At 72.0% G+C, this 22868-nt stretch carries 23 protein-coding genes; 11 read left to right on the plus strand and 12 right to left on the minus strand.

Translation table 11 applies throughout. The annotated features are described in order from the left end of the window. Window positions 1-192: 192 nt before the first annotated feature. The 4 genes from secB to hisS all read left to right on the plus strand — a co-directional run bounded on the left by secB (window position 193) and on the right by hisS (window position 4428). A complete protein-coding gene (gene secB, locus AC0IY1_RS23770) occupies window positions 193-702 on the plus strand; it encodes a protein-export chaperone SecB (RefSeq protein ID WP_055946493.1) in 510 nt (169 codons plus the stop codon). 196 nt (window positions 703-898) lie between these two features. Beyond that, window positions 899-2251, plus strand: coding sequence for an MFS transporter (locus AC0IY1_RS23775; RefSeq protein ID WP_471772926.1), 1353 nt, complete (start codon window positions 899-901; stop codon window positions 2249-2251). Between the two features lie 79 nt (window positions 2252-2330). Continuing rightward, the gene (locus AC0IY1_RS23780) at window positions 2331-2822 is read left to right on the plus strand and encodes a DUF3429 domain-containing protein (protein WP_471772929.1); all 492 of its coding nucleotides are present in this window, start codon (window positions 2331-2333) and stop codon (window positions 2820-2822) included. A gap of 97 nt (window positions 2823-2919) precedes the next feature. Next, window positions 2920-4428 carry a histidine--tRNA ligase gene (gene hisS, locus AC0IY1_RS23785; protein WP_471772932.1) on the plus strand — a complete coding sequence of 503 codons (1509 nt, stop codon included), beginning with the start codon at window positions 2920-2922 and terminating at the stop codon, window positions 4426-4428. 53 nt (window positions 4429-4481) lie between these two features. On the opposite strand, the gene AC0IY1_RS23790 is transcribed toward hisS, so the two are convergent. Continuing rightward, window positions 4482-4904: an organic hydroperoxide resistance protein gene (locus tag AC0IY1_RS23790; RefSeq protein WP_055946503.1), complete on the minus strand. Its 423-nt coding sequence runs from the start codon at window positions 4902-4904 to the stop codon at window positions 4482-4484. Window positions 4905-5092: 188 nt separating this feature from the next. Between AC0IY1_RS23790 and AC0IY1_RS23795 the strand changes: the two genes are divergently transcribed. Beyond that, the gene (locus AC0IY1_RS23795) at window positions 5093-5650 is read left to right on the plus strand and encodes a MarR family winged helix-turn-helix transcriptional regulator (protein WP_471772935.1); all 558 of its coding nucleotides are present in this window, start codon (window positions 5093-5095) and stop codon (window positions 5648-5650) included. Window positions 5651-5822: 172 nt separating this feature from the next. On the opposite strand, the gene AC0IY1_RS23800 is transcribed toward AC0IY1_RS23795, so the two are convergent. Further along, complete coding sequence (locus AC0IY1_RS23800) at window positions 5823-6185, minus strand: c-type cytochrome (RefSeq protein WP_055946506.1); 363 nt, start codon at window positions 6183-6185, stop codon at window positions 5823-5825. Window positions 6186-6507: 322 nt separating this feature from the next. Between AC0IY1_RS23800 and AC0IY1_RS23805 the strand changes: the two genes are divergently transcribed. After that, a complete protein-coding gene (locus AC0IY1_RS23805) occupies window positions 6508-7941 on the plus strand; it encodes an FAD-linked oxidase C-terminal domain-containing protein (RefSeq protein WP_055946509.1) in 1434 nt (477 codons plus the stop codon). An 18-nt stretch (window positions 7942-7959) separates the two neighbouring features. On the opposite strand, the gene AC0IY1_RS23810 is transcribed toward AC0IY1_RS23805, so the two are convergent. The 4 genes from AC0IY1_RS23810 to AC0IY1_RS23825 form a co-directional block, all read right to left on the minus strand. Beyond that, window positions 7960-8805, minus strand: a complete 846-nt coding sequence (locus AC0IY1_RS23810; RefSeq protein WP_471772938.1) for a 23S rRNA (adenine(2030)-N(6))-methyltransferase RlmJ — start codon at window positions 8803-8805, stop codon at window positions 7960-7962. 64 nt (window positions 8806-8869) lie between these two features. Then, window positions 8870-9475 (minus strand): ribonuclease T2 family protein, encoded by a 606-nt coding sequence (locus tag AC0IY1_RS23815; RefSeq protein ID WP_471772966.1) that lies wholly within the window; start codon window positions 9473-9475, stop codon window positions 8870-8872. Between the two features lie 95 nt (window positions 9476-9570). After that, the gene (locus AC0IY1_RS23820; protein WP_055946514.1) at window positions 9571-10038 is read right to left on the minus strand and encodes a hypothetical protein; all 468 of its coding nucleotides are present in this window, start codon (window positions 10036-10038) and stop codon (window positions 9571-9573) included. 151 nt (window positions 10039-10189) lie between these two features. Then, window positions 10190-11206 (minus strand): extensin-like domain-containing protein, encoded by a 1017-nt coding sequence (locus AC0IY1_RS23825; RefSeq protein WP_471772940.1) that lies wholly within the window; start codon window positions 11204-11206, stop codon window positions 10190-10192. 111 nt (window positions 11207-11317) lie between these two features. Between AC0IY1_RS23825 and AC0IY1_RS23830 the strand changes: the two genes are divergently transcribed. Then, window positions 11318-12550, plus strand: coding sequence for an amidase (locus tag AC0IY1_RS23830; RefSeq protein ID WP_471772943.1), 1233 nt, complete (start codon window positions 11318-11320; stop codon window positions 12548-12550). Between the two features lie 79 nt (window positions 12551-12629). After that, entirely contained in the window at window positions 12630-13397 is a 768-nt protein-coding gene (locus tag AC0IY1_RS23835; protein WP_471772946.1) for a methyltransferase domain-containing protein, read from the plus strand. 23 nt (window positions 13398-13420) lie between these two features. Here the strand turns inward: AC0IY1_RS23835 and metW are convergent, their stop codons facing one another. Further along, entirely contained in the window at window positions 13421-14110 is a 690-nt protein-coding gene (gene metW / locus AC0IY1_RS23840; protein WP_471772948.1) for a methionine biosynthesis protein MetW, read from the minus strand. 11 nt (window positions 14111-14121) lie between these two features. After that, complete coding sequence (metX, locus tag AC0IY1_RS23845) at window positions 14122-15339, minus strand: homoserine O-acetyltransferase MetX (protein ID WP_055946528.1); 1218 nt, start codon at window positions 15337-15339, stop codon at window positions 14122-14124. 334 nt (window positions 15340-15673) lie between these two features. Here metX and AC0IY1_RS23850 point away from each other — a divergent pair, with 334 nt between their 5' ends. The 3 genes from AC0IY1_RS23850 to AC0IY1_RS23860 all read left to right on the plus strand — a co-directional run bounded on the left by AC0IY1_RS23850 (window position 15674) and on the right by AC0IY1_RS23860 (window position 18737). Then, window positions 15674-16537, plus strand: coding sequence for a chorismate mutase (locus tag AC0IY1_RS23850; protein WP_103708974.1), 864 nt, complete (start codon window positions 15674-15676; stop codon window positions 16535-16537). A gap of 129 nt (window positions 16538-16666) precedes the next feature. Next, window positions 16667-17803, plus strand: coding sequence for a pyridoxal phosphate-dependent aminotransferase (locus tag AC0IY1_RS23855; protein ID WP_471772951.1), 1137 nt, complete (start codon window positions 16667-16669; stop codon window positions 17801-17803). Further along, on the plus strand, window positions 17796-18737 hold the full coding sequence (locus tag AC0IY1_RS23860; RefSeq protein WP_471772954.1) for a prephenate/arogenate dehydrogenase family protein: 942 nt from the start codon (window positions 17796-17798) through the stop codon (window positions 18735-18737). The genes AC0IY1_RS23855 and AC0IY1_RS23860 overlap by 8 nt, the downstream gene beginning before the upstream one ends. A 28-nt stretch (window positions 18738-18765) precedes the next feature. Here the strand turns inward: AC0IY1_RS23860 and AC0IY1_RS23865 are convergent, their stop codons facing one another. The 4 genes from AC0IY1_RS23865 to ggt form a co-directional block, all read right to left on the minus strand. Beyond that, window positions 18766-19848 (minus strand): DUF2125 domain-containing protein, encoded by a 1083-nt coding sequence (locus AC0IY1_RS23865; protein WP_471772957.1) that lies wholly within the window; start codon window positions 19846-19848, stop codon window positions 18766-18768. A gap of 162 nt (window positions 19849-20010) precedes the next feature. Then, a complete protein-coding gene (locus tag AC0IY1_RS23870; protein ID WP_055946546.1) occupies window positions 20011-20457 on the minus strand; it encodes a hypothetical protein in 447 nt (148 codons plus the stop codon). Window positions 20458-20581: 124 nt separating this feature from the next. Then, on the minus strand, window positions 20582-21379 hold the full coding sequence (locus AC0IY1_RS23875) for a lysophospholipid acyltransferase family protein (RefSeq protein WP_471772960.1): 798 nt from the start codon (window positions 21377-21379) through the stop codon (window positions 20582-20584). A 100-nt stretch (window positions 21380-21479) separates the two neighbouring features. Then, a partial coding sequence (gene ggt, locus AC0IY1_RS23880; protein ID WP_471772962.1) for a gamma-glutamyltransferase occupies window positions 21480-22868 on the minus strand: 1389 nt, incomplete at its 5' end.

Consider the following 22868-nt stretch of genomic DNA (forward strand, 5'->3'; position numbering starts at 1 on the left):
GCGAGCGTGATAGCGCGCTATCGCGCGGACCGGGCGGTGGCGGCATGTCGGTGTGCATGTCGGTGTGCAGGCCGGGGCGCCTGGTTCCGGGCGACCGGGATCGGCGCCCGTCACGGGTTCGCCCCCGGGACCTGAGCGCACCAGACCCGGGCCCCGCCGCGCCCCGACGATCCAGGAAGAGGACAGAACGCCATGGCCGACACTCCGGCACCGAACGGCAACGGTGGCGCCACGGCGCAGACCGACGACGCCACGCCGACGATCAACTCGCTCGCGCAGTACACCAAGGATCTCTCCTTCGAGAATCCGAATGCGCCGCGCTCCCTGCAGCCGCAGGAGAGCGGACCGCAGATCAACATCCAGGTGAACGTCAACGCCAAGCAGGTGGCCGAGTTCGACTTCGAGGTCGACCTGACCCTGGAAGGCGATGCCAAGATCGCCAACGAGGTGCTGTTCGCCTTCGAGCTGACCTATTCGGGCATCTTCCGCATGCGCAACATCCCGCAGGACCAGCTCCACCCGGCGGTGATGATCGAGTGCCCGCGCCTGCTCTTCCCCTTCGCGCGCCAGATCGTCGCCGAGGCCGTGCGCAACGGTGGCTTCCCGCCCCTCTACATCGACCCGATCGACTTCGTCGGCCTCTACCGTCAGAAGGCCATGGAAGCCCAGGCCCAGGGCGAGACCGGCCCGCTCAACTCCTGAGCTGAGGGCGCGCCTCGCCGGACCCGTCCGCCCGGGCGGGATTCGGGATCCTGAGGAGCGAAGGCCGGACTCGAGAAGGCCGGACTCGCGAAGGCCGGACTTGCGGATCGAAGGCCGGACTTGGCCGTTACTCGCAGCCAGTCCGGCCGCGGCCCCCGTGCCGCCGGTCGCCGGATCGCCTCAGCCCCGGGATCGCATGCTCGCCACACACCACCTCGCCCTGATCAACGTCTTCACGGGCGACATCCAGGGCGGGCTCGGCCCCTTCCTCGGCACCTGGCTCGCCGAGTCGGCCTCCTGGAGCCCCTCGCGGGTGGGCTTCGTCACCACCCTGGTGGGCATCGGCTCCCTCCTCCTCAGCGGTCCCTTCGGCGCCCTGGTCGACCGCCTCGGCCGGCCCCGGATGCTGATCGCCGTCGCCTGCGGGGCAATCCTGTGCGGCACCCTGCTGCTGCTGCCGGCCCGGGGCGTGATCCCGGTCTTCGCCGCGCAGATGATGGCGGCGGCCGGCGGCACGCTGCTGCTGCCCGCGGTCACCGCGCTCACCCTCGGCATCGTCGGCAAGGACCGCTTTCCCCGGCAGCAGGGCCGCAACCAGGCCTTCAACCATCTCGGCATCCTGCTGGCGGCCGGCGGCATCAGCCTCGGCACCGGCTGGTTCGGCCCGGCCATCGCCTTCTGGGTGCTCGGTGGCATGGCGGTCCTGGCCATCCTCGCCACCGTCACCACGCCGGGCCACTGCTACAACGAGCGCCGGGCCGTGGGCTGGCAGGAGGATGGCGACGACAAGCCGGAGCGCGCCGGCCTGCGCAGCATCGTGGCCAACCGCAAGCTCCTGGTCCTCGCCGTGGCGCTGGCGCTGTTCAACCTCGGCAACGGCGGCATGCTCTCCCTGCTCGGCCAGAAGCTCGTCGCCACCGCTGCCGACGCCACGAGCTGGACCGCCCGCTACGTCATGGTGGCGCAGCTGGTGATGATCCCGGTGGCCCTGTTCGCCGGCTCCCTGGCCGACCGGCGCGGGCGGCGCCAGCTCCTCATCGCGGCCTGCGCGGTGCTGCCGGTGCGGGCCGCGCTCTCGGCCTTCATCGACGATCCCCTCTGGCTGATCTCCGCCGAGATCCTCGACGGCGTCGCCTCCGGGATCATCGGCGTCGCGGTGCCGGTGGTGGTCGCCGACCTGACCTGGGGCTCCGGCCGCACCCAGACGGCGCTGGGCTCCCTCAACGCCATCCAGGGCATCGGCGGCGCCCTCTCGGCCTGGTACGGCGGCCTCGCCCAGGCGATGCTCGGCTGGACCGGGGCCTTCCTGGCCCTCGGCGCTCCGGCCCTCGTCGCCCTCGCCCTCGTGCTGTGGCTCGACACCACCAGCGAGGGCCGCGGCAGGCGCCAAGGCAACGCCCGGAAGGACAACGGCCGGAAGGGCGACGGCCGGAAGGGCAACGGGCAGACGGGCGACGGGTCGTCGACGGACCCTGATGCCGAGAGCGGGCGCGGGCCCGACCGCGGCACCGACCCGCTTCGCCGCGCCCCGCAGCCGGAGACAGCCTGAGGGCGGATTGCCGCCCGGCGGAACAGGCCGCCCCCGCCCCGGTTTGGCGAGGACGCCTCAGCCACCGGAGCTCCCGACGATGCATGATCGACCCGACGGACGGACCCTGCGGGTCACCGAGCCGCGCGCCGTCCCCTGGCTCAGCATCGTGTTCGGCTACGGCCCGATGCTGCCCTTCGCCGCCGGTGCGCTGGTCGCCTGGGGCTGGCGCGGCACGCCCCTCGGGCAGGTCGCCGCCGCGCTGATGATCCTCTGGGGCTGCGCCATCCTGCTGTTCCTGTCGGGCGTGCGCCGCGGCGTCAGCTTCCGCACCGAGGGCGGGGCGACCGTCGCCCAGATCGCCACCATGATCGGCCTCTTCAGCCTCGGCTTCGCCGCCCTGGTGCTGGCGACCCTGGACCGGGCCGTGCCCGCCCTGGTCCTGCTCCTCCTCGGCTTCACCGCGATCGCGATCCTCGATCCGATCGCGGCCCGGCGCGGAGAGGCACCGCTGTTCTTCGCCCGCCTGCGCCCGGTGCAGATCCCCATCGCGATCCTGAGCCTCGCGGCGCTGCTCGCCCTGGCCCTCTGAGGCCCGACGCGCCGAGGCCCGACACGCTTGCCGCCCCCGGCCACCCGCGATAGAGCCCCCGGGACCCCGAACAGCCCCGACGGACGCGAAGATCACCATGGCCAAGGCCGATTCGAATAAGGCCGACACCCTGAAGCCGCGCCTGCCGCGCGGTTTCGTCGACCGGCGCGCGGATGAGATCGCCGCCCAGCACCGCATGCTGGAGACGATCCGGCAGAGCTTCGAGCTCTACGGTTTCGAGGCGCTGGAGACGCCCTTCGTCGAGTACACCGAGGCGCTGGGCAAGTTCCTGCCCGACCTCGACCGGCCGAACGAGGGCGTGTTCTCGTTCCAGGACGACGACGAATCCTGGCTCTCGCTGCGCTACGACCTGACCGCGCCCCTGGCCCGGCACGTGGCGGAGCACTTCGACGCGATCCCGAAGCCCTATCGCAGCTTCCGTGCGGGCTACGTCTTCCGCAACGAGAAGCCGGGCCCGGGCCGCTTCCGCCAGTTCATGCAGTTCGACGCCGACATCGTCGGGGCCGGCTCGGTGGCGGCGGATGCCGAGATCTGCCTGCTGATGGCCGACACCCTGGAGAAGCTCGGGCTGACCGGGCAGTACGTGGTGAAGGTCAACAACCGGAAGGTGCTCGACGGCCTGATGGAGTCGATCGGGCTGAGCGGTCCCGACAAGGCCGGCCAGCGCCTGACCGTGCTGCGGGCGATCGACAAGCTCGACCGCCTCGGCGAGACCGGCGTGCGCGAGCTGCTGGGCGCCGGCCGCAAGGACGAGAGCGGCGACTACACCAAGGGCGCCGGGCTGGAGGATGCCGCGATCGGGCGCGTCCTGGCTTTCACCGGCTGGACCGGAACCGGATCGGCGCCGGCCGACAACGCCACCACCCTGGCGAATTTCGAGGCGTCGCTCGCGGGCAGCGCCATCGGCCTGGAGGGCGTGCGCGAACTCGCCGACATGGCGGCCCTGTTCGCCGCGGCCGGCTACGACGACCGCATCCGCATCGACCCCTCCGTGGTGCGCGGGCTCGAATACTATACCGGCCCGGTCTACGAGGCGGAGCTGACCTTCCCGGTCACCAACGAGGACGGACAGCTGGTGCGCTTCGGCTCGGTCTCGGGCGGCGGGCGCTACGACGGCCTCGTCGGGCGCTTCCGGGCCGAGCCGGTGCCCGCCACCGGCTTCTCCATCGGCGTCTCGCGCCTGTTCTCGGCGCTGCAGCTGGTGAAGAGCCCGCTGCTGGAAGGCATCACCAAGCCCGGTCCCGTGGTGGTCCTGGTGCTCGACCGGGACAACGTCGCCGACTACCAGCGGCTCGTCGCGAGCCTGCGCGCGGCCGGCATCCGGGCCGAGCTCTATCTCGGCGGCTCCGGCATGAAGGCGCAGATGAAGTATGCCGACCGACGCGGATCGCCCTGCGCCATCATCCAGGGCTCGAACGAGCGCGAGGCCGGCGAGGTCCAGATCAAGGACCTGATCGAGGGGGCCAAGGCGGCGGCCGCCATCACCAGCAATGCCGAGTGGAAGGCCGCGCGCCCGGCCCAGTTCTCGGTGCCGGTGGCCGAGATGGTCGAGCGGGTCCGCGAGGTCCTGGGACGCCACTTCTGACAGTCGAGACCCGAAGGACGGCCGTGGAGCGAACTCCACGGCCGTGCGGATCGTCAGGCGACCGAGATGTCGACCTGGATGTTGCCGCGGGTGGCGTGGGAGTAGGGGCACACCACGTCGGCGCGCTTCACCAGATCCTCGGCCACCGCCCGGTCGAGGCCCGGCAGGGTCGCCTTGAGGGCGACGACGAGGCCGAAGCCGGTGCCGTCATCCCGCGGGCCGATGCCGACGCTCGACTCGATCTTGGACTCCTCCGAGACCGTGATCTTGTCCTTGCCGGCGACGAACTTGATCGCGCCGAGGAAGCAGGCGGCGTAACCGGCCGCGAAGAGCTGCTCCGGGTTGGTGCCGGCGCCACCGCCGCCGCCGAGTTCCTTCGGGGTGGAGAGCTTCACGTCCACCTTGGCGTCGTCGGTCGCGGCGGACCCTTCGCGGCCACCGGTGGCATGGGCATGAGCGGTGTAGAGGGCCTTCATGTCGGTCTCTCCTGCTGAACGAACGAGGGGATCGGGCGCGTCGGTCCGGCCTGAGCCAGCCCATATCGATTGCGCACAACCTAGTTATTTCCTCGCATAGAACTTGATTGTGCGCAATATGAAATTTGAATAAGATCGGACCCGCGGCCCGATTTCGGCCCGCGGCACATCGTGAAGGACAGTCGAATATGTCGGGACGGCAGACCCGCACGCTTCGGGAGCCGGTGGCAGAGCCGGAAACCCCGGACGCCCTGAGCCTGGACAGCCAGCTCTGCTTTGCCGTCTATGCCACGGCCCATGCTTTCGGACGCGCCTATCGCGCGCTCCTGGCCGCGCATGACCTGACCTACCCGCAATACCTCGTCCTGCTGGTCCTGTGGGAGGAGGAGGGGATGACCGTCAAGGAGATCGGCCAGCGCCTGTTCCTGGATTCCGGCACCCTGACGCCCCTGCTCAAGCGCCTCGAGGCGGCCGGCCACGTGAAGCGGGCCCGGGACCGGGCCGACGAGCGGCAGGTGAGCATCTTCCTGACCGACAAGAGCCGGGCCCTGCGGGGCCGGATGGAATGCGTGCCGGACGAGGTGGGTGGCCTGACCGGCCTCGATCTCGACGGACGGCGGGCGCTCCTCGACATCCTGATGAACCTGCGCGGCGCGCTGCATGCGGGCCTCGGCGAGGGCCAGGCCGGTCTCGACGCGGAGACCGAGGGAGCGAGCGGCTCCGAGACCGCGCGACGCGGATCCTGACAGGCGCCGGACATGAAAAAAGCCGCTCCCGCCAGGGCGGAAACGGCTTCCTGATCGCGTGCCAGGGCCGAAGGATCTCGGCCGGCCCCGTGGGGCAGGCCGGACCGATCCCGCAACCCGGGCCTCAACCCCTGAGGATCAGGACGCGATGAAGATCAGGACTTGGTGAAGATCAGGACTTGGTCTTGAGGTAGGCGATGACGTCGTCGACCTTCTTGGGGTCCTTGATGCCGGGGAAGACCATCTTGGTGCCCGGAATCTTCTTCTTCGGGTCGGTCAGCCACTCGTGGAGGTTGGCCTCGTCCCAGGTGATGCCGGAGCTCTTCATGGCCGCCGAGAAGGCGTAGCCGTCGGCACCTTCACCGGCCTTCGCGCCCACGACGCCCTTCAGGGTCGGGCCGACGCCGTTCTTCTCGAAGTTGTGGCAGGCCTTGCAGGGGGCGAAGGCCTTCTCGCCGGCGGCGGCATCGCCCTCGGCATGAGCCGACAGAGGCAGCAGCAGGGCCAGGGCGGCGCCGAACATGACATGACGCATCGTGTTTTTCCTCCTTGAAGCGGCTTCAGCCGCTTGGGCTTATGGCAGAGCTTACCCGTTTAGAACAGATCGAGACAGGAACGCGCAAGGTCGGACGCGATGAGCTGCGGCCAAAGGAAGCTTCCCCGGCGGCGTTCGGTTCCGCCGCGGCGGTCGGCGCCAAGAGCAAGACTCGGCGTCAAGAACCGGATGCGCCGCGCCGGCGTTTGTTTTAGGGTCCATCGCAAAGCACCCTCCGTTGTCCGTCTCTCACCGCCGCTTCCTCATAGGCGATCCCGGCTGAGCGGATGATGAAGAGGGCGCGCCCCCGGAGGACATGCCCATGTCGATCGCCTTTCCCGTGCCCGATGCCGCCATCGTCGCCCGCCGCGAGGCGATCATCGCGGGCCTCGCCCCCCTGGTCGCGCCGGAGGCCCTGGTCACCACCGAGGACGAGCGCCGCGCCTTCGAGACCGACGGTCTCACCGCCTACCGCAAGATGCCCCTGGCCGTGGTGCTGCCCTCGACGACCGCCGAGGTCTCGGCCGTGATGGCGTTCTGCCACGCCAACGGCGTCCGGGTGGTGCCGCGGGGCGCCGGCACCTCGCTGGCGGGGGGCGCCATTGCACAGGAGGATGCGGTGATCCTCGGCATCTCGAAGATGAACCGCATCCTCGACATCGATTTCGAGAACCGCACCGCGCGGGTCGAGGCCGGCATCACCAACCTCGCCATCTCGGGGGCCGTCAGCCACGAGGGCTTCTTCTACGCCCCCGACCCTTCGAGCCAGCTCGCCTGCACCATCGCGGGCAACATCGCGATGAATTCCGGCGGGGCGCATTGCCTCAAGTACGGGGTGACCACCAACAACCTCCTGGGCGTCACCCTGGTGATGAACGACGGCACCGTGGTGACGATCGGGGGCGAGCATCTCGACGCGCCGGGCTACGACCTCCTCGGCCTGGTCTGCGGCTCGGAGGGACAGCTCGGCATCGTCACCGAGGCCACCGTGCGCATCCTGCGGGCGGCGGAGGGCGCGCGCCCGGCCCTGGTCGGGTTCGGCTCCGTGGAGGATGCGGGCGCCTGCACGGCGGCGATCATCGGGGCCGGCATCATCCCGGTGGCGATCGAGTACATGGACCGCGAGGCGATCCTGATCACCGAGGATTTCGCCCAGGCCGGCTACCCGCGCGACGCCGAGGCCATGCTGATCATCGAGGTCGAGGGGTCGGACGCCGAGTGCACGGCGATGCTCGCCCGCATCGAGGCCATCGCCAGCGACTTCAACCCGACCAGCATCCGGGTCTCGAAATCCGAGGCCGAGAGCGCCGCGATCTGGAAGGGCCGCAAGTCCGCCTTCGGCGCCACCGGCCGGATCTCGGACTACATCTGCATGGACGGCACCATCCCCACCGGGCAGCTCCCCGGGGTGCTGGAGCGCATCGGGGCGATCTGCGCCGAGAAGGGTCTGCGCGTCGCCAACGTGTTCCATGCCGGCGACGGCAACCTGCACCCGCTGATCCTGTTCGACATCAACAAGCCGGGCGAGATGGAGAAGGCGGAGGCGGCCGGCGACGAGATCCTCAAGCTCTGCGTCGAGGTCGGCGGCTGCCTCACGGGCGAGCACGGCGTCGGCATCGAGAAGCGCGAGCTGATGCGCTTCCAGTACGCCCAGGCGGATCTCGAGCAGCAGATGCGGGTGCGCAACGTCTTCGACCCGCACTGGCTCATGAACCCCGCCAAGGTGTTCCCCCTGGAGGGGCGCCTGGTCGCCTGACGCTCGGGCGTCCGGGTTTCAGCTCTGCGCGCCGAAGGCCTCGCACCGGAACGCGCCGTAATCGGTACGGGCCAGGCGCTCGGCCAGGGCCGGCAGGAACAGCATCGCCTCCTCGCCGAGGCGCCAGGGCGGGTTGATGACCACGAGGCCGGTGCCGTTGAGCCGGGTCGGGTCGGGCTCGGAGACCATCAGGTCGAGGCGCAGGGCCGGGCGGGCGAGGTCCCGGTCGAGCTGGGCCACCATATGGTCGACCTTGGCGACGTCCTTGATCGGGTACCAGCCGAGATAGATGCCGGTCGGCCACTTGCGCGCCGCCTTGGCGAGGGCGGCCCCGAGACGGTCGATCTCGCCGAGCTCCTCGTAGGGCGGGTCGATCAGGACGAGGCCGCGGCGCTCCGGGGGCGGGATCATCGCATTGAGCGCCGTCCAGCCGTCGAGATGCATCACCTTCGACAGGGAATCCTGGTTGAAGCGCGCCCGCAGGGTCTCGGCATCGGCCGGGTGCAGCTCCACGAAGACGCCCTGGTCGCTGGGGCGCAGGAACTCGCGGATGAGCGCGGGCGAGCCCGGATAGGTGTCGGCCCCGTGCCGGGCCTGGACCGCCGCCACCGCCTCGCGATAGGGGGCGAGCAAGATTTCCACGGCCTCGGGAAACGGCGTCGCGAGACGGCCCCAGCCCTCGTGCCACTCGCCCGTACGCCCGGCCTCGTCGGCGGTGAGGTCGTAGAAGCCGAGGCCCGCATGGGTGTCGATGGCCCGGAACCCCGTGGGCTTCAGGCAGAGATGGGCCAGCACGCGGCTGAGCACGAGGTGCTTCAGGACGTCGGCGAAGTTGCCGGCGTGGAAGGCGTGACGGTAATTCATGAGGTCCGGGCCTGTCTCAGCGCACGCCCCGGCGGTCCCGCCCGGGGTCGAAGCGCGGCATCATCTACCGCGCGGCGTCGATGGCAACCGCGCCGGCGCGGCAATTCTGGCGGGCCACCTCGGGGCAGGGGGTGAAGCCGCGCAGGTCCTTGGCAAAGCAGATCCGGACCTCCTGAAGCTGGCCGCCCCGGCAGGTCACCGACATCATGTCGGGGCGCAGGCCCCGGTTGGCCGCCACGAACTGTCGGGCGATGTCGATCGGCGCCATCTGGGTGTCGCGCTCGGGGGCCTTGAAGGCGTCCGGGATGGTCACCGCCGCCCGGGCGTCGCGGGCCGCCTGGAAATACGAGACCGGATCGAGGCCCGAGCAGGTGCCGTGGCTGCGCCACTCGTGCCGCGCCAGGCCCTCGCTCGGATAGACCTGGCCCGCCACCTCGATCGCCTGCCGGGTCGGCGAACGCTCGACCGAGGCGCAGTTCGAGGGATAGCCGCGGGTGTATTGCGGCCAGAGTCCGTGCACCACGAAGCCGAGTCCGCGGCCCGGACGGCACTGCCCTTCCGCCTCGCGCCGGGCACCCGGCCCCTCGCAATAGGTCGGCGACCAGGACAGGGCCAGGACGTAGAAGTCGAACGTGCCCGGCGTGCCGCCGCGCTCGAAGCCCTGCGCCATCGCCGGCGGAGCCGCGGCCCCCTGGGCCAGCGCCAGCGCCAGCGTCAAGGCGGCCGAGGCGAGACGCCCTGCGTTCCGGCGCCCGGCGCTCGGGCTCACGGACGGGCTTCGCGGCAGGCCGAGGAATAGGCGTAGGCGAGGTTGCGATCGAGGCCGTGGACGCAGAACTCGATGCCCCAGTCGGCCCCGATGATGCCGAGCCCGTCGCGCACCGAGTAATCCACCTTGCGGCGGATGCCGTCGGAGGTGGTGGCCACGGCGCTGCAGAAGCGGCGCGGGACGTAGTCGAGGCCCCAGGGGCGCCACGCCGTGCGCTCGATGTGCTCGTAGCGCAGGATGGTGAGGGAGGAGTTCCAGAACTTCGCCTCCTTCTCGGCGAAGTGCGACGAGAGCCGCTCCAGCACCTCGGGAGCCTGGCAGCCGGGGATGTCGGCGTCGTAGTTGAACTCGCGCTCCTCGGCCGGGGTGATCTCCTCGCGGCCGGAGCGGGCGAGGGCCGGCTGGAGGGCGCCCGCCAGCACGAGGCCGAGGGCGAAGGCGGTGGAGAGGGGATTCGGGCGCATGCCGGCGTCTTTGTTCCGCTGGAGTCCGTGACACGTCCCGGAACGATGGCGGCTCGGCCCGCCCTGTCAAGCATGAGGCCGGGGGCGGCGTCGCTTTCCGCGGCCCCTGGGGTGCGCCGGGCACACCCCGAAGGCGGGACCGGTGCGGCCTTCAGTAGATCGGTTCGGCGAGGCCGGGGGCGGCGAGCGAGAGCGGCTCGGCGGCGAAATCCTCCGGGGGGAGGGCGGTCGCGACCCGGGGCGCCGGGGCGCGCGGCACCGGACCCCGCGGGGCGGCGGCGTAGGCCACCGCCGGCGCGGGCGGGCGGACGGGAGCCGATCCGTGGCTGAGCTGCGTGGCCGGGGCCCGGGCGGGCTGGCGCGCCGACATCGGGGTGACGCCGTAGGGATCGTCCTCCTCGACATCGATCGGGGCCTGCGGCGGGGCGGGCAGGCGCTCGGGCGGACGGGGACGGGCCGTGGCGCGCGGGACGCCGTCGGCGCCGAGCTGCGGCGTGAACTTGATCAGCGGCTGGCAGATCCGGCGCAGGCCGCGGGGGTCGTGGCGGGCGAGGTCGACGTGGATGTGGTCGTAGTGGAACACGTTCGAGCCCGGCGCCAGCACGGTGGAGAACCGGGCGCAGGCCCCGAGGAAGACCTCGCGCAGGAAGCCCTGCTCGGCCTCGGTGCCGCGCCAGCCGCCCTTCACGGTGATGACGTACCCGTCCGCGAGCTTGAACGACATGATGTCGAGGGCATTGCCGAAGGAATGCTCGGAGAGCTTGGCGCCGGCCTGGTTGTTGCGGCCGCGGCAGGCATAGGTGCCGGCGTTGATCTCGGCCACGGGCTGGCCGAAATACAGGTTCGCGGCGGGCTGGATCGTGTCGGCGAGCCAGGCCTCGGCCTCGGTCAGGGCCGGGCAGGCCAGGGTCACCCGCTGCTTCAGGGCGACGGTGCCCCGCCCGAGGCGCGTGACGCGGTAGGGCTGCAGCATGCCGCAGACGCCCGGCCCGCTGATCTCCTTGATGGGGGTGACGAACTCCGTCGTCTCGACCAGACGCTTGGCGTTGCAGGCCTGCTCGGTCTGGTCACGCCACGCCTCGCGCTGCTCAAACTTGTTGAGTGCACAGCCGGTGAGGCCCGCGCCGAACAGCGTCAGGGCCGAGAACGCGAATACGCTACGCCACATGATGCGGACGATGCGCCGGGTTCCGTAAACGTTACGTCAACGATGCGGCGGCGCGCGGCATCCCTGTGGACGGGTGTTGACAGACGGCGGCCGAGGCCGGACCAAGCCCCCATGCTGTCCCTCGTCGATCTCCGCACCCGCATCGCTGCCGGCACCCTCGACCCCGCCGGCGCCATCCGCCTCGCCGAGGCCGCCATCGCGGCCCGCGACCCCGGCATCGGGGCGATCGTCAGCCAAGATCCCGCTCCGGCGATCGCCGGCTCCGGTCCGCTGGCGGGCATCGCCGTGGGGGTCAAGGACATCATCGACACCGCCGACCTGCCGACGCAGATGGGCTCGCCGATCTACGCCGGCTGGCAGCCCAAGGCGGATGCCGCCATCGTGGCGCGGCTCCGGGCCCTGGGCGCCGTGCCCCTGGTCAAGACCAGCACCTCCCCCTTCGCCAGCCACGACCCCACCGCGACGGTGAACCCGCGCGACCCCGGCCACACGCCCGGCGGCTCCTCGGCCGGCTCGGCCGCGGCGGTCGCCGCCGGGATGGTGCCCCTGGCGCTGGGCACCCAGACCGGCGGCTCGGTGATCCGCCCGGCGGCCTTCTGCGGCGTGGCGGCGATCAAGCCCTCGTTCCGGCTCCTGCCGACGGTCGGCGTGAAGACCTTCTCCTGGGCCCTCGACACCGTCGGCCTGTTCGGGGCCGGCATCCGCGACATCGCCCAGGGCCTGAGCCTGATCGCCGACCGACCCGCCCTGGACCTCGACGCGGCCCCCGGGGCCCCGCGTCTCGGCCTCTGCCTCCAGGACTTCGCGGAGGCCCCCGACCCGGACGCCTTGGGCGCCCTGCACCGGGCCGCCCGCGCGGCCGAGGCTGCCGGCGCCCGGCTCGTCGACCTCGTCCTGCCGGATCCGCTGCCGGAGGCCTGGGCGCAGCACGCGGTCATCCAGGACTACGAGGCCCGCCAGGCGCTGGCCTGGGAATACGCCCACCATCGGGCGCAGCTCAGCCCGGAACTCGGCGAGCAGCTCGACGCGGCCCAGGACTTGGTCGCCGCCCAGTACGACGCGGCGCGCCGCGCGGCGCACCGTGCCCGGCGGGCCTTGAAGGACCTGTTCGGGGCGTTCGACGCGATCATGACCCTGTCGGCCCCGGGCCGGGCACCCGCCGGTCTCGGCACCACGGGCGACGCGCGCTTCAACCGGCTCTGGACCCTGATGGGCGTGCCCTGCGTCACCGTCCCGGTTCCCGGGGACGGCCTGCCCCTGGGCGTTCAGGTCGTCGCCCGCTTCGGCGACGACGGCCGGGCGCTCGCCGTGGCACGGATGATCGAACAAGCCCTGGCGGCGTAAGCGCCCCGGACGCCTTGCGCCCACCAGACCGAACGACGACCGCCCCACGTTCCTGCCCGTGCCACAGACGATCGCCCCGATGCATTCCTGGAAACAGGCCGTGGCCCGGGCCTTCGACGGGGCCGAGGGCTATGACGGCGCAGCGACGATCCAGGCCCTGGTGGCGGAGCGCCTGGCCCGGCGCCTCGAAGCCGAGCCCCTGCCGCCGCAGCCGCGCATCCTCGAGATCGGCTGCGGCACCGGCCTGCTGACCGCGCACCTGCTTCGGCGCCTGCCGAAGGGCGTTCTCGTCGCCTCGGACCTCGCCCCGGCCATGGTGCAGCGCTGCCGCACCCGTCTCGCCGGAACGGCGGGCCTGCGCTTCGTCGTCATGGATGCCGAGCGGCCGGCCTGCGCGCCGGGCTTCGACCTCATCGCGTCGAGCCTCGCCGCGCAGTGGTTCGAGGATCTGTCCGGAACGCTGGCGGGCCTCGCTGCGCTGCTGGCGCCCGGGGGCCTGCTGGCGGTGGCGACGCTGAGTGCGGGCACCTTCGCCGAGTGGCGGGCGGCGCACGCGGTGCTGGGCCTGAAGGCGGCGACGCCCGTCTATCCGTCCCTCCGGGACCTCGCCGCGCTGGCCTGTCCCGGCTGCACCCTCGCGGTCTCCGCGGAACCCGTGGTCGAGGCCCATGCCGATGGCCGCGCCTTCCTGGGTTCGCTGCGGGCCATCGGTGCCGGCACGCCCGGGGCGTCGCGGACGCTCTCGCCGGGGGCGATGCGGCGGGTGCTGCGCGCATTCGAGGCGAGGGGCGCGCAGGTCACCTACGAGGTCGCGACCCTGCTCATCCGGCGTGACCCACGGGGTTAAGGGTTTTCACGTGCAACAGCGGATCAGACCGCCGGCTTGGCGTCGCCGTTCGTGCCGCCCCGTCGCAGCAGGAACACGCCCTGCGCGCCCATCAGGTTCCAGACCCACCAGGGCATCGCGAAGCGCATCGGCCGGCCGCTGGCATTGAGGGCGGTGGCCTTCTCGATCTCGGCATTCACCGTCCGGCACAGGCCGACGAAGTCGCGGATCGTGCAGTGATGGATGTTCTGCGTCTCGTACCATTCCTCGGGCATCAGGGCCGTGACCGGCATGCGGCCGCGCAGGGCCAGCTCGGAGCGCACCCGCCAGTGGCCGAAATTCGGGAACGAGATGATGACCTGCCGGCCGATGCGCAGCAGGTGCTCCAGCACGATGCGGGGGTTGCGCGTCGCCTGGATGGTCTGGGACAGGACGACCACGTCGAAGGCGTCATCGGGATAGTTCGCCAGATCGGTGTCGGCATCCCCCTGGATCACCGGCAGGCCCCGGGCGAGGCAGGCGTTCACGCCTTCCCGCGACAGCTCGATGCCGCGCCCATCGACGCCGCGCCGGTCACGGAGCAGGGCGAGCAGGGCGCCGTCGCCGCAGCCGATGTCGAGGACCCGGGCGTTCGCCGGCACGAGGTCGAGCACCACGAGGTGGTCGACCCGGGTGCTGCCGGCCTCGCCGTGGGGCAGCGTCTCCGCCGCTTCCCAGGGCCGGTGGGCGGACATCCCCGATCCCGTCACAGGCCGCGGGCCCGGGCGGCGGCGTCGATGTAGCCGCGCGCGGCGGCGAACATCGCCGGCTCGTCGAGGAGGAAGGCGTCGTGACCCTTGTCGCTCTCGACCTCCACGAAGGCGACCGGGGCGGAGGCCGCGTTCAGGGCATGGACGATGGCGCGGGATTCGGACGTCGGGAACAGCCAGTCGGAGGTGAAGGAGATCACGCAGAACCGGGTCCTGGTGCCCTTGAAGGCTTTGGCCAGCACGCCGCCCTGGTCGGCCGCGAGGTCGAAATAGTCCATCGCCCGGGTGAGGTAGAGATAGGCGTTGGCGTCGAAGCGCTCGACGAAGCTCAGGCCCTGGTGCCGCAGGTAGCTCTCGATCTGGAAGTCGGCATTGAACGAGAAGGTCGGTGCCGAGCCGCCCTGGAAGCGGCGGCCGAACTTGCGGTGCAGGGCCGGCTCCGACAGGTAGGTGATGTGTGCGCCCATGCGGGCGACGCCGAGGCCCTTGGCCGGCCGGGTGCCGGCCTCGAGGTAGCGCCCCTCCGCCCAGGCGGGATCGGCCATGATCGCCTGCCGGCCGACCTCGTGGAAGGCGATGTTCTGCGCCGAGTGGCGGGGCCCCGTGGCGATCGGCATCGCGGCGAAGACCCGCTCGGGGTAGCTCGCCGCCCATTGCAGCACCTGCATGCCGCCCATGGAGCCGCCGATGCAGAGGAACAGGTCGCGGATGCCGAGCCGGTCGAGCAGCATGGCCTGCGCCCGGACCATGTCGCGGATGGTCACCAGCGGGAAGTCGAGGCCGTAGGCCCGGCCCGTGGCTGGATCGATCGAGGCCGGGCCGGTGGAGCCCATGCACGAGCCGATGACGTTCGAGCAGACGACGAAGTAGCGGTCGGTGTCCACGGGCTTGCCCGGCCCCACCAGGGTCTCCCACCAGCCGCGCTTGCCCGTCACCGGATGGGTGTGGGCGAAGTGCTGGTCGCCCGTGAGCGCGTGGCAGATCAGGACGGCGTTGGAGCGGTCCGCGTTGAGGGTACCCGCCGTCTGGTAGGCGATCTGGAAGGGCGCGAGCTGCACGCCGGCATCCATCGCCAGGGGCTCGTCCAGGCCGAACTGCGCCACGAGGCCCCTGGGCTCGCGGGCCTGGGACAGCTCGGCGCCCGGCGCGTCGGCGCGCGCCGATTCGTCTTCGGGCGTGCCTGGCTTGAGGGCGGTATCCAGCGACATGGTCATGAAACGGGTTGGAGGAGACGGCGCGTCGGTCCGGGCGGGACGGAAGGGACGGCTCGGCGTGCCATCCGCACAGAAGACCATGCGTCGTGAGGCGTTCAGGTAGTGTGCGCTCCCTCACGCGTCAACGAAAGGGCGCCCGCGCCACGCTTGGCCCGCACCCGGGGCGCCCCTCGGTTTCAGAAGCACCCGGTCGATCCGGTTCCGGGCAAACGGCTCTGGCCCTTCGGCGCGCGCGATCGTAGACCGGGAGCCGGCGCCTGGGAGGCGAGACCCCGGCGCCGGCTCCCCCGATCGTCCCCACCGCACCCGCCCACCGCACCCGCGCGAGCCCCCGATGCGCTTCACGACCAGACCCGCGCCGCCCCTCGACAACCTCGGCGACCTGCGCGCCGAGATCGATCGGATCGACGCCGAGATGCATGCCCTGCTGATCCAGCGCGGGTCGATCATCGACCGGCTGATCGCGGTCAAGCGCACCTCGGCCAGCGGCTCGGCTTTCCGGCCCGGGCGCGAGGCCTCGATGATGCGGCGCGTCGCCGAGCGCCATCGCGGGCTCCTGCCCCTCGACACCGTGGAGGGGATCTGGCGCGTCATCATCGCCACCTTCACCTACGTGCAGGCGCCGTTCTCGGTCCATGCCGACATCTCGGGCGGGGATGCGCCGATGCGCGATTCCGCCCGCTTCCACTTCGGCTTCACGGTGCCCTACCGGCCCCACCCCACCTGTCTCGCGGTGATCGAGGCGGTGGCCGCCTCCCGCGGCGACCTCGGCATCTTCCGCCTCGATCCCGACGGCTCGGGCCCGTCGACCGAGGCCGCGCCCTGGTGGGAAGGGCTCGTCGGCGCGGGCCGGCCCAAGGTCATCGCGCGCCTGCCCTTCATCGAGCGGCCCACCCACCCGGCCGGCACCCCGGTCTTCGTGGTCTCGAACCCGCTGGACGATCCGGCCGCGGCCCAGCGCGACTGGGTCCTGCACGCCACCCGCGTCGCCGCCTGGGAGCCGGAGGCCATGCGCGCCCTGCAGGACCTCTACGGCGAGGTCGTCGCCCGCGCTCCGGGGCCGGGCGGCCACGGCCTGCTCCTCGCCGTCCCCGGCGGGGTCAGCGCCCGACAGCTGCACGAGGCCCTGACCCGGGCGGGCGCCGCGCCCGAGACCCTCGAGGAGATCGGCAGCCACGCGGCCCGCTTCCGGGTTTAAGGCGGGCAGGTCCGGCGCGGGCAGGTCCGAGGCGCGCGAGTCCGCGGAACAGGGCCCGCTCGCAAAGCCGGGCCAGCTTTGTTAGACGGGCGCTTCGCCGATCCACCGGCGGCCGCCAGGTCCACCTCCATGTCCTCGTCCATATCCTCCACCCCCGTCGCTCCCGCACGCCCGGTGCCCCGTCCCGGCGTTCTCGCCATCGAGGCCTACGTGCCCGGCAAGAGCGGCGCGCCCGGCCATGCCAAGGTGCACAAGCTCTCCTCGAACGAGACCCCGCTCGGCCCGAGCCCGAAGGCGGTGGCGGCGATGCGGGCGGAAGCGGCCAAGCTCGAACTCTACCCGGAGGGCACCGCGCGGGTGCTGCGCGAGGCGATCGCCACCCGCTACGGCCTCGACCCGGCGCGGATCGTCTGCGGCGCGGGCTCGGACGAGCTCCTGTCCTTCCTGGCCTACGCCTATCTCGGGGCCGGCGACGAGGGGATCTTCACCGAGCACGGCTTCCTGGTCTACCGGATCGCGATCCTGGCCGCGGGCGGCACGCCCGTGGTGGTGGCGGAGCGCGACCTGCGCGCCGATGTCGACGCGCTGCTGGCCGCCGTCACGCCGCGCACCAAGATCGTCTACCTCGCCAACCCCAACAACCCGACCGGCACCTACCTGCCCTTCGACGCGATCCGGCGCCTGCATGCGGGCCTGCCGCCCCACGTCCTCCTCGTCCTCGACGGCGCCTACGCGGAATACGTGCGGGCGAACGACTACAGCGCCGGCCTCGACCTCGTGCTGGAGGCTAACAACGTCGTGATGACCCGGACCTTCTCGAAGATCCACGGGCTGGCCGCCCTCCGCATCGGCTGGATGGTCGGCCCCGCCGAGGTGGTCGACGCGGTCAACCGCATCCGGGGACCCTTCAACCTGTCGGGAGCCGGCATCGCCGCGGGCGCCGCCGCCATTGCGGACGACGTGCACGTGGCCGCGGCCGTCGCCCACAACGACACCTGGCTCGCCGCGATGACGCAGGCCGTGCAGGAGCTCGGCCTCACCGTGACCCCGAGCGTCGCGAACTTCATCCTCGTCCACTTCCCCGACGCGCCGGGCCGGACGGCCGCCGAGGCCGACACGTTCCTCTCCGCCCGGGGCGTCATCACCCGGCGGGTCTCGTCCTACGGGCTGCCCCACGCCCTGCGCGTCACCATCGGCGGCGCGGAGGCGAACACCGCCTTCCTCGACGGCCTGACCGCCTTCGTGCGGGGCGAGAGCCGTGGCTGAGAGCGACGCGCCTCCCCTGGAGACCCTGGCCATCGTCGGCCTCGGGCTGATCGGTTCCTCGATCGCCCGGGGCGCCCGGCAGTTCGGCCTCGCCCGGCGCATCGTCGCCGTCGACCGCGATGCCGCGGTGCTGGAGCGCGTGCGCGCGCTCGGCCTCACGGACATCGCCACCGACGACCTCGCCGCCGGCGTGGCGGAGGCCGATTTGGTCATCCTGTGCGTGCCGGTGGGCGCCGTCGGCGCGGTGGCGGAGATCATGGGGCCGGCCCTGAAGCCGGGCGCCATCGTGTCGGATGTCGGCTCGGTCAAGGCCTCGGTGGTGGCGGCCGTCACGCCGCACCTGCCCGCCGGCGTCCCGTTCGTGCCGGCCCACCCCGTGGCCGGCACCGAGTATTCCGGCCCGGATGCGGGTTTCTCGACCCTGTTCTCCGGGCGCTGGTGCATCCTCACCCCCGCCGCGGACACCGATCCGGCCGCGACCGCGCGGGTCCAGGCCTTCTGGGAGGGTCTGCGCGCCATCGTCGAGACGATGACCCCGGAGCATCACGACCTCGTCCTGGCCATCACCAGCCACGTGCCGCACCTCATTGCCTACAACATCGTCGGCACCGCCGCCGACCTCGAGGCGGTGACCCAGTCCGAGGTGATCAAGTTCTCCGCCGGCGGCTTCCGCGACTTCACCCGCATCGCCGCCTCCGACCCGACCATGTGGCGGGACGTGTTCCTGACCAACAAGGATGCGGTGCTGGAGATGCTGGGGCGCTTCAACGAGGACCTGGCGGCGCTGGCCCGGGCGATCCGCTGGGGCGACGGCGAGGCCCTGCACGACCTCTTCACCCGCACCCGCGCCATCCGCCGGGGCATCGTCGCCATGGGCCAGGAGACGGCCGAGGCCGATTTCGGCCGCGGCCGCCCGAGCGACCCCGCGGCCTGAGGCTCGTCCCCCCGGCGCGGGCGGCCGCTCAGTAGAGCGGTGGCAGCTGTACGTTGGGGATCGGAAACGGCCCCAGCATCAGGCGGCCCTCGGCGAGGCGCAGGGGCGGCAGGGGCTTGAGGGCATCGTCGGCCGGGGCCGCGACGCCCGCCTCGGCACTGGCCTGGCTGCGGCGGCCGAGGAGTTGGCCGACGAGGCTGCCGATCAGCGCGCCCTTCTCGGCCCCGAAGCGCTGGCCCATGACCTGGCCGACCAGCGCCTCGACGCCGGCCGCGCGCAGGTCGAGCTGGCCCTGGAGCCGGTGCGCGGTGTCGAGATCGAGGCGGCCCTTCGCCTGGAGCCGGCGCTCGCCCTTGGCGAGGGAGAGGAGCGCGATGTCGAGGCCGCCGCCGGCCTGGCGCCAATCCTCCAGCTCCTTCGCCACGGTGCCGGTGTCGAGGCTGGTGGCGCGGCTCACGGTGGCGTCGAGGGCGAGATCGGCCGGATCGGCATTGCCGAGGGCGGCGTCGACCAGGGGCAGGCGGATGCGGTTCACCCGCAGGCTGGTGTCGACGGCTCCCTCCGATTCGAAGCGTCCCGGGGTCGGACGGGCGTGGAGCTCGAAGTGCTGGGTCTCGAACGCGATCGGCTCCGGGCCGGTGCCGCGCACCACGCCCTTGGCGCCGTCGGCCACCACGGAGGCACGCACGAAGCCGTCGGACGCGCCGTGGAAGCTGCCCTCCAGGGAGGTCCAGGTCGCGTCCGCCGTGAGGTCGCCCTGCTCGACGTGGAACGGGCCCCCGACCTCGAGGATGCCTCGGCGGGGCTGGTAGACCTGGGTCACGGCCGTGACCGGGCCGAGGGTGAAGCGGCTGTCGGAGCGGCTGAAGGCCAGGGAGGCGCAGCGCAGTTCGATGCGGAACGGGTAGCCGGTGATGCTGCGGTCGGCGCAGGTCCAGGTCCGGCCCGCGGCCGCTTCCTGGGCGATCCAGCCATCCATCTCGGAGGCGGCCCGGTGGCGGATGTAGAACCATCCGAGCGACCAGGCGATCACGAGGACGGCGAGGAGAATGTAGGGAAGGAACAGCCCCTTGCGCGAGTGGGGACGGGTCGGAGTCGGGCTCTGCGCCATCGCGTGTCGGTATCCTGCGCTCGCGTCACGGGCCTGCGGCCCTCGTCGGGGCAGCCCGGGTGCAAGGCTTGGCAGGGTCTCGGCGGCGAAAGCATGGCAGGGCCGCCATGGCGCCGCAAAACGCGAAGCCGTGAAGTCAGCGGAGCGAGCGCTCCGCCGCGATCAGTTCGCGGCGTCGGCCTTCTGCTCGCTGCCGAGATCGGCCACGATGGCCTCGCGCTCGGCCTCGTCCTCGGCCAGCCGGTGGACGTGCATCTCGGTCGCGCCCTTGTGCCGGGCCCGGGCGATCCAGTTCCGATGCAGGCGTTCCCGCGGGCTCTGCCCGGCGGAGGCGACCGAGACCAGTTCGCCGACACCCGAGGCGTCGCGGCGCACAGCCATCACCACGGCCTCGCCCATGTCGTCGAGCTCGGGCTCGGCCAACTCGTGGATGCCGACCACGTAGCGGCGGCCGGACCGGCCGCGCCAGGCGCTCAGCACCAGGGCGGGGGTCCCCCGCAGACCGGCCGTCGTCCTCAGGCGTTCCTCGCGCACTTCCTGTCTCCGGGCTCGATCGTCCTTCAGGTCGCGAAGTGCGGCCGACCAGGACAGGGCTCTCTTGTTCGCCATTTGTTCCACATTAATCTTAACGGTTCGTTGGCGTCAAGGACGACGCCTCGGCCTCCAATGAGATGGGGATGACGGGAGTTATCCACAAGTCGTGCACAGGGGCGAAACGGCCCTGGGAACCACCTCAGGCGACGGGCGATCCGTTCCGATGGGCCTTGGCCGGGGACGCCGGGACGGCCTCCGGAACCGGGTGCCCCGCCGCCGCGAGTTCGCTCCGGCCGGCGGCCAGCAGCGCGTCGGAGGCGGTCTCGATCCGGCCCTGGACCAGCTCCAGGAAACGCGCCCGGTCCAGGCCCGGCGGGATCGGGGACAGGAACTCGATCACCGAGGTGCCGGGCCGGCGGATCAGGCGGCGGCGGGGCCAGTGCAGGCCGGTGTTGAGGGCGACCGGCAGGCAGGGCACGCCGAGGGCGGCGTACAGGTGGGTGATGCCGAGCTTGTAGGCGGGGGGCGCGCCGGGCGGGCGGCGGGTGCCCTCGGGGAAGATGATGAGCTGGCGCTCGTCCCGGATGGCCTGGGCGGCGGCCTCGTTCATGGCGGCCATCGCCCGGGCGCCCTTGCTGCGGTCGATGGCGACCATGCCGGAGCGCGAGAGGAACCACCCGATCAGCGGGATCCAGAGCAGCTCGCGCTTGAGGATGTAGGCGAAATCCGGAAAGGCCGTGACGAGGGCCAGGGTCTCCAGGGCCGACTGGTGCTTGGCCGCCACCAGGAGAGGGCCGGGCGGGATGTTCTCGACGCCCCGGAACTCCACCGTGATGCCGCCCACCACCCGCAGGAGCCACAGGGTGACCCGACCCCAGAGCTGAGCCAGCCGGATCACCCCCCGCCGGGAGACGAGAGTCGGCAGTCCACCGATCGCGATGAGGGTGGTGGCGACGTAGAAGGCGAGGTTGAACGCGAGGGAGCGGACGAGGAGCATCGGGAACCTGGATGAGACAGCCCGGGACAGGGCGCGGCCCAGCTCCCGTGTAGCGTGCGATCTCGTCCCAGACCATCCGAGGGCGGGATTATCCGCCCCCTCAGTCGCCCTCCGCCAGGGTGCCGCGCTGGCGCGGATCGGCGGCGCCCGCCAGCAGCCCGTCGCCGACCTGCACCGAGTTGGCCGAGCCGGAGGTCGCCCCGACCCGGACCGTGTGGCCGCGGGCCCTGAGCAGGGCCAGGGTGTCGGGGGAGAGGCCCTCCTCGGCCATCAGCACGTCCGGCTGCCACTGGTGGTGGATGCGGGGCGCGGCCACGGCCTCGGCCAGGTTCATCCGGAAATCGAGCACGTTGACGATGACCTGCAGCACCGTCGAGATGATGCGGCTGCCGCCGGGGCTGCCCGTCACCAGGACGAGCCGGCCGTCGCGGAAGACGAAGGCGGGAGTCATCGACGAGAGCGGCCTGGCCCCGGGGGAGACCGCGTTGGCGACGCTGCCGACGAGACCGTAAGCGTTGAGGGCACCGGGCTTGGCGGAGAAATCGTCCATCTCGTTGTTCAGGAGCACGCCGGTGCCCTCCGCCACGAGGCCGAGCCCGTAGGAGAAGTTCAGAGTGGTGGTGTTCGAGACGGCGTTGCCGGCAGCGTCCACGACGGAGAAATGCGTGGTCTGGTCGGACTCGAAGGGGAGGGGATCGCCCGCCTTGACCTCGGCGGCGGGGCGAGCGCGGGCGGGATCGATCCCGGCCCGCACGGTGGCCGCGTAGGGCTTGGCGATCAGGCCCTCCACCGGCACCTGCGTGCGGGCGGGGTCGCCGAGCCAGGTCGCCCGGTCGGCGTAGGCCGGCTTCATCGCCTCGGCCAGAATGTGGAGGGCATCGGCGCTGCCGGCTCCCATGCGGGCGAGGTCGAAGCCCTCCAGCACGTTCAGGATCTCGATGAGGTGGATGCCGCCGGAGCTCGGCGGCGGCATCGAGGCGATGGCGTAGCCCCGGTAGGTGCCGCGCACGGGCTCCCGCAGCACGGGGCGGTAGGCGGCCAGGTCCTCGGCCGTCATCACGCCGCCCGCGCCCCGGACGGCGGCGGCGATGCGCTCGGCGATGGGCCCGGTGTGGAAGGCGTCGGGGCCGGATTTGGCGATGGCCGCGAGGGTGTCGGCGAGATCGGTCTGAACCAGCCGTTCACCGCGCTCCAGGGGTCTGTCGCCGGCAAAGAAGATCTTGCGCGAGGAGGGCCAGCGGCCGAGCAGACCGGCGGCGCGGGGCAGCGAGTCCGCGAGGCCCGCCTCCACCGGGATGCCCTCGCGGGCGAGCGTCTCGGCCGGGGCGATCAGGTCGGCCAGGCTGAAGCGGCCCGAGCCGTAGAGGCGGTGCGCCTCGGCCAGCCCCCGCACGGTGCCGGGCACGCCCACCGCCTTGCCGGTCCGGGTCGAGGCGGCGCGATCGGGCTCGCCCCGGGGGTCGAGGAACATGTCGGAGCGGGCGGCGGC

The sequence above is a fragment of the Methylobacterium sp. AC690 genome (genome assembly GCF_979256535.1).